This window comes from Burkholderia sp. Bp8998 (assembly GCF_003854235.1).
Lineage (GTDB): Bacteria > Pseudomonadota > Gammaproteobacteria > Burkholderiales > Burkholderiaceae > Burkholderia.
Window position 1 is genome coordinate 1 of sequence record NZ_QTQF01000089.1, and the last position, 6,740, is coordinate 6,740.

At 67.8% G+C, this 6,740-nt stretch carries 6 protein-coding genes and 1 pseudogene; 6 read left to right on the forward strand and 1 reads right to left on the reverse strand.

The window, feature by feature from the left end; genetic code table 11:
* From DIE06_RS37150 to DIE06_RS37175, 6 genes and pseudogenes are all read left to right on the forward strand, one after another.
* Positions 1-213: pseudogene (locus tag DIE06_RS37150) on the forward strand (ribose ABC transporter permease); the annotation flags it as partial.
* Positions 214-318: 105 nt separating this feature from the next.
* Complete coding sequence (locus tag DIE06_RS37155) at positions 319-1,266, forward strand: ABC transporter substrate-binding protein (RefSeq protein WP_124665670.1); 948 nt, start codon at positions 319-321, stop codon at positions 1,264-1,266.
* A gap of 33 nt (positions 1,267-1,299) precedes the next feature.
* Positions 1,300-2,907, forward strand: a complete 1,608-nt coding sequence (gene pgi, locus DIE06_RS37160) for a glucose-6-phosphate isomerase (protein ID WP_124665671.1) — start codon at positions 1,300-1,302, stop codon at positions 2,905-2,907.
* 17 nt (positions 2,908-2,924) lie between these two features.
* On the forward strand, positions 2,925-3,857 hold the full coding sequence (locus DIE06_RS37165) for a carbohydrate kinase (RefSeq protein ID WP_124665672.1): 933 nt from the start codon (positions 2,925-2,927) through the stop codon (positions 3,855-3,857).
* Positions 3,854-5,326, forward strand: coding sequence for a glucose-6-phosphate dehydrogenase (gene zwf, locus DIE06_RS37170; RefSeq protein ID WP_124665673.1), 1,473 nt, complete (start codon positions 3,854-3,856; stop codon positions 5,324-5,326). The genes DIE06_RS37165 and zwf overlap by 4 nt, the downstream gene beginning before the upstream one ends.
* Positions 5,327-5,368: 42 nt before the next feature.
* Positions 5,369-6,388 (forward strand): hypothetical protein, encoded by a 1,020-nt coding sequence (locus tag DIE06_RS37175; protein ID WP_124665674.1) that lies wholly within the window; start codon positions 5,369-5,371, stop codon positions 6,386-6,388.
* Position 6,389: 1 nt separating this feature from the next.
* On the opposite strand, the gene DIE06_RS37180 is transcribed toward DIE06_RS37175, so the two are convergent.
* Positions 6,390-6,740, reverse strand: a 351-nt coding sequence (locus tag DIE06_RS37180) for a LysR substrate-binding domain-containing protein (RefSeq protein WP_260433897.1), incomplete at its 5' end; no start/stop codon positions are given.

Genomic DNA, 6,740 nt, shown 5'->3' on the forward strand with positions numbered 1-6,740 from the left:
GCGATCGCCGCGGTGATCCTCGGCGGCACCAGCTTCGTCGGCGGCGTCGGCTCGATCGTCGGCACGCTGATCGGCGCACTGATCATCGCGGTGCTGACCAACGGGCTCGTGCTGCTCGGCGTGTCCGACATCTGGCAGTACATCATCAAGGGCCTCGTGATCATCGGCGCGGTCGCGCTCGATCGCTACCGCCAGAGCGGCGCCCGCACCTGAGAAGCGGGCCGCATCCGTCATCGTTCTGAATTCCCGATAAAACCGGTGCGCACGATGGGTCCGCGTGCGCCCTTGCCCTTCCGGACCCAATGGAGACAACCCGACATGTTCAAGATCAGGAGCAAAGCGCTTCAAACCGGCCTCGCCTGCACGCTGGCCTTCGCCGCCTGCGCCGCGCACGCGGCCGACAAGCAGTTGAAGTCGATCGGCATCACGGTCGGTTCGCTCGGCAACCCGTACTTCGTGACCGTCGTCAAGGGAGCGGAAGCCCAGGCCAAGACACTGAACCCGAACGCGAAGGTCACCGCGGTATCGGCCGACTACGACCTGAACAAGCAGTTCACGCAGATCGACAACTTCATCTCCGCGCACGTCGACATGATTCTGCTGAACGCGGCCGACCCGAAGGCGATCGAGCCCGCCGTGAAGAAGGCGCAGGCCGCCGGTATCCCGGTGATCGCGGTCGACGTCGCGGCCGCGGGCGCCGATGCGACCGTGCAGACCAATAACGTGAAGGCCGGCGCACTCGCGTGCGAGTATCTCGCGAAGAAGATCGGCGGCAAGGGCAACGTCGTGATCGAGAACGGCCCGCAGGTATCCGCGGTGGTGGATCGCGTGAACGGCTGCAAGACCGTGCTCGCGAAGAATCCGGGCATCAAGGTGCTGTCGTTCGACCAGGACGGCAAGGGCTCGCGCGAAGGCGGGATGGCCGCAATGCAGGGCTATCTGACGCGCTTTCCGAAGCTCGACGGCGTGTTCGCGATCAATGATCCGCAGGCGGTCGGCAGCGATCTCGCCGCGAAGCAGTTCAACCGGGCAAACATCGTGATCACGTCGGTCGACGGCGCACCGGACATCGAAACCGCGCTGAAGTCGAACACGCTGGTGCAGGCGTCCGCGAGCCAGGACCCGTTCGCGATGGCGAAGGAAGCGGTGACGATCGGCTACGGGATCATCAACGGCAAGAAGCCGTCGAATCCGATGAACCTGCTCGAGCCGACGCTCATCACGCGCGACAACGTGAACGGCTATCGGGGCTGGAGCTCGCACTAATCCCATCGACCTCACTCCTGGCCTGACACGACCATGACCTCACCGATCCAGACGCCCGCGTGGCGAGCCCTCGCCGACCATCGCGACGCGATCGCCGGCACCGCGGCCGCATCGATCCGTACGCTGTTCGAGCGCGACCCGGCGCGCGCGGCGCGCTTCTCGCTCAATACCGCCGGCCTGTTCGTCGACTACTCGAAGAACCCGGTCGACGACGACACGATCGCGCGCCTCGTCGCACTCGCGAGCGAAGCGGAAGTCGACACCTATCGCGATGCGATGTTCGCCGGTGAACGGATCAACCGCACCGAAAACCGCGCGGTGCTGCACGTCGCGCTGCGCGATCGCTCCGGCAACGCGCGCATGGTCGACGGGGTTGACGTGTCGCGGCAGGTCGCGGCCGTGCAGGCCAGGATGCGGCGCTTCTCCGACGCCGTGCGCGAAGGCACCTGGCGCGGCTACACCGGCCGCGAGATCACCGACGTCGTGAACATCGGCATCGGCGGCTCGGATCTCGGCCCGAAGATGGTGTGCGAAGCGCTGAAGCCGTACGCGCACGAGCGCCTGACGATGCACTTCGTGTCGAACGTCGACGGCGCGGACATCGTCGAGGCGCTGAAGCACGCGAACCCGGAAACGACGCTGTTCATCGTGTCGTCGAAGACGTTCACGACACGCGAGACGCTCGCGAACGCGCACACCGCGCGCGCGTGGCTGCTCGCGTCGGGCGCGCCGGAAGCCGCGATCGCGCAGCATTTCGTCGCGGTATCGACGAACGCGGATGCGGTCGCGCAATTCGGCATCGACACCGACAACATGTTCGAGTTCTGGGACTGGGTCGGCGGCCGCTACTCGCTGTGGTCGGCGATCGGGCTGCCGATCGCGGTGATGGCCGGGATGGACGCGTTCGAGCAGTTGCTCGACGGTGCGCACGCGATGGATCGCCACTTCGCCGAAGTGCCGCTCGAACGCAATCTGCCGGTGCTGCTCGCGATGATCGGCATCTGGCATCAGAACTTCCTCGGCACGACGAGCCAGCTCATCGCGCCGTACGACAACTACCTGCACCGGCTGCCCGCCTACCTGCAGCAGCTCGACATGGAAAGCAACGGCAAGTCGGTGACGCTGGCCGGCGAGCGCGTCGACTACGCGACCGGCTCGGTGATCTGGGGCGAACCCGGCACCAACGGCCAGCACGCGTTCTTCCAGTTGCTGCATCAGGGCACCGCGATCATCCCGACCGATTTCATCGTCTGCATGCGGCCGCATCATACGCTCGACGAGCATCATGACATCCTCGTCGCGAATTGCTTCGCGCAGTCCGAGGCGCTGATGAACGGCTCGCATTCGACCGCCGAGCCGCATCGCAACTTCGAAGGCAACCGGCCTACCAACACGATCTGCATCGATACGCTCGACCCCGCATCGCTGGGCGCGCTGATCGCACTCTACGAGCACAAGGTGTTCGTGCAGGGTGTCGTGTGGCGAATCAATTCGTTCGACCAGTGGGGCGTCGAGCTCGGCAAGAAGCTCGCGGTCGAGATCGAGAAGGAATTCGGCGCATCGGGAGACGTCGCGTCGCACGACGGCTCGACGAATCAGCTGATCAACCGTTTCAAGGCGCGGCGCCGCGCCGCGACCTGATTTTCCGGACGCCACAGATGAATCTCCCCCGACTGGTCATATTCGGCGAAGCACTGACCGACTTCATCCGCGACGACGCGTCCCACTGGCACAGTCTCGCCGGCGGCTCGTGCTGGAACGTCGCACGTGTCGGCGCCAGCCTCGGCGTGCCGACCGGGTTCGCCGGCACCGTGAGCCGCGACGTGTTCGGCGACGAGCTGATGCATCGGAGCGCGCAAGCCGGCCTCGACATGCGCTTCACGCGCCAGGTCGACCGGCCGCCGCTCCTCGCGATGGTGGTGTCGAAGCAGCCGCCGCAGTATTTCTTTATCGGCGAAAACAGCGCGGACCTCGCGTTCGACCCTGCCGAGTTGCCGGCCGGCTGGCTCGACGCCGTCGAGATCGTCCATTTCGGCTCGCTCGGCGTCGTGCGCGAGCCGCTCGCGTCGCGGCTGATCGCGCTCGCGCACGACGCGCGGGCGGCGGGCAAGCGGATCGCATTCGATCCGAACTTCCGCGCGCCGATGGCCGAGCCGTCGTATCGCGACACGCTGCGTACGATGGCCGGTCTCGCCGACTACATCAAGGTGTCCGACGAGGATCTCGCCGGCCTGTTCCCCGAACTCGACGAAGCGGCCGCGTTCGCGCAGATCCGCGCGTGGGCGCCGAACGCCGCGGTGCTGCTCACCCGCGGCGCATCAGGGATGGAACTCTTCGACGGCGACGCGTCGACATTCCAGCCGGCGTTTCCGGCCAGCGTCGTCGACACGGTCGGCTGCGGGGACGCGAGTATCGGCAGCTGGATGGCCAGCCTGCTGATGCGTCCCGATGCGCCGGCGGCCGACCATCTGCGCTTCGCGGCCGCATGCGCGGCGGTCGTCGCGTCGCATGCGGGCGCGTATGCGCCGACGGTCGACGAAGTCCTCGCGATGAGCGCGTCGATACCCGTGCCGGCAGGAGCCACGCCATGAGCGCGCGCGCACCCTCCTCGTTCGAGCGTGATCCGTTCGCGTTCGTGCTGTTCGGCGGCACCGGCGATCTGGCGATGCGCAAGATCCTGCCGGCGCTGTATAGCGCGCACCGCGACGGGCTGCTCTCGCCCGAAGGCCGGATCGTCGGCGTCGCGATGACGCCGCTCGACCACGACGGCTACCTGCGCTGGGTCGACGAAGCGGTGCGGCCGCACATCAAGGACGCACAGTTCGACGACGATGCATGGCGCGGCTTCGTCGAGCGGCTCGCATACGTCGAGCTCGACGCGAGCGCGCCCGGCGCGTTCGCGCGCCTCGGCCAGGCCCTCGAGCAGGCGCCGGGGCGCCGGATCTTCTATCTGGCGACCGGGCCGTCGCTGTTCGAGCCGATCTGCCGCTCGCTCGCGGCCGCGGGCCTCGCGCCGCCGTCGTCGCGCGTCGTGCTCGAGAAGCCGCTCGGCTACGATCTCGCATCGTCGGCCGCGATCAACGACGCGGTCGGCTCGATCTTCTCCGAAGAGCAGATCTACCGGATCGACCATTATCTCGGCAAGGAAGCAGTCCAGAACCTGTTCGCGCTGCGTTTCGGCAACGTGATGTTCGAACCGCTGTGGCGTCACGAATGGATCGACAACATCCAGATCACGGTCGCCGAGGCACTCGGCGTCGGCGGGCGCGGCGCGTTCTACGACCAGACCGGCGCGCTGCGCGACATGGTGCAGAACCATCTGCTGCAACTGCTCGCGATCGTCGCGATGGAGCCGCCGCAATCGATGGAAGCCGACGCGGTGCGCAACGAGAAGCTGCGCGTGCTGCGCGCACTGAAGCCGCTGTCCGCGGACGCACTGCATCAGAGCGTCGTGCGTGGCCAGTACCGCGACGGCACGATCCTCGGGCAGACGGTGCCGGGCTATCTCGACGAGCCCGGCATCGCGCCGGACAGCACGACCGAGACGTTCATCGCGCTGAAGGCCGAGGTCGACAACTGGCGATGGGCCGGCGTGCCGTTCTTCCTGCGCACCGGCAAGCGGCTTGCGGAACGCGTCGCGGAGATCGTCGTCACGTTCAAGCCGGTACCGCATTCGGCGCTGGGGCCGGCCGCGCTGCGCCCGGGCTCCAACCGGCTGACGATCCGGCTGCAGCCGGACGAATCGATCCGGCTCGGCGCGCTCGCGAAGCAGCCGGGGCTCGGGATGACGCTGCAGGGCGTGTACCTCGACCTCGCGTTCGACCGCTTCTTCCGGCAGGACCGGATGGAGGCGTACCAGCGCCTGCTGCTCGACGTGATCGCCGGGCGCCTCGCGCTCTTCGTGCGGCGCGACGAGCAGGAAGCCGCGTGGCACTGGGTCGCGCCCATCCTCGGCATGAACAACGCGCCGAAACCGTACACCGCCGGCAACTGGGGGCCCACGCAGTCGAGCGCGCTTCTCGCGCGGCACGACACGTGCTGGCGCGAGGAAGATAACTAGGAACCGAATGCGGCACCGCCCGCGACCACACACAACGAACCTATGGAAACAATCTGGCACCTCGAATGGACGCACGGCGCGTTCGACGTCCATGCGAAAGGCGGCATGCTCGGCGGCGTCTCGTTCGCGCTCGACGGCCGCACGATCCGACCGTTCTACGAAGCGCCGTGGCTCGGCCGGCCGGAGCCGCAGCCGGCGGGCCTGCTCGGCGCGATGCGCAGCGAATTCCCGTGTGTGCCGTTCGGCGTGCCGTATGCACCCGACGGCCTGCCCGACGGCTGGCGCGAAGCGGCCGCGACGCCGATGGCCGCGCACGACGCGAGCGACGACCTGCAGCACGGCTACGGCTGCGTCGGCACGTGGTCGCTCGTGAAGCAGACCGCGCTCGACATCGAGATCGCGATCGACTACCCGGAGCACTCGCCGATCAGGCGGCTCACACGCATCGTCCGCGCGGATCCGTCGCGCGCTGCGCTCGACATCGTGCTGCGCATCGACGCGCGCGCCCCCGCCCGCCGCCCGGCAGGCCTGCATCCCAATCTCGCATTGCCCGAGCTCGCGGGCGCGTTCCGGATCGAGCCGGGCGCCTTCCGTTTCGGTATGGTTCACCCGGCGGGCCCCGAGCCTGGCGTGTCGCGCGCACGCGCGGGCGCGACGTTCGACGCGCTCGACCGCGTGCCGCTCGCCGACGGCGGCACCGGCGCATTCGATCGCCTGCCGCTTGCCGACGCGACCGAGGAAATCGTGCAGCTGTGCGGCATCGACGGCGCCGTCACGCTAACCGACGACGACGCACGCACGCGCTACCGGCTCACGTGGGACGCGCACGCGCTGCCGTCGCTGCTGCTGTGGATCAGCAATCGCGGCCGCACGTACGCGCCATGGAACGGCCGCAATCTGTGCGTCGGCATCGAACCGGTCGCGAGCGCGTTCGAGCTCGGCTGCGCAGCGTCACTGGCATCGAATCCGATCAACGCGCATGGCGTGCCTACCGCACTCGCGCTGCATCCCGACGCACCAACCGAAATCGCGTACCGCTTCGAAGTGCTCGACACGCACTGACTCACTCGACCGACTGCCCGGGCGGCAGGCACGAACCCCGGGCGAGATGCAACCACAGCGCCTCTGCCGCCGCCCCAACCTTGCGGCTCGAACGATACAAGCGCACTTCGAGTTCCGTGCCCCAGCACACGCCGCCTGCACGCACGAGGCTGCCGTCGATCAACTCTTTCGTCATGCAACTCTCCGGCAGCCAGCCGATCCCGTGCCCGGCCATGACCATGCCCTTCAGCGCCTCGGACATGTGCGTCTCGAAGCACCGGTGCAGCGCATACGACTCGGACGCGTTCAGCAGCAGCATCTCGACGACGTTGCCGAGGAACGCGCCCGACGAATACGCGAGGAGCGGCAGCGG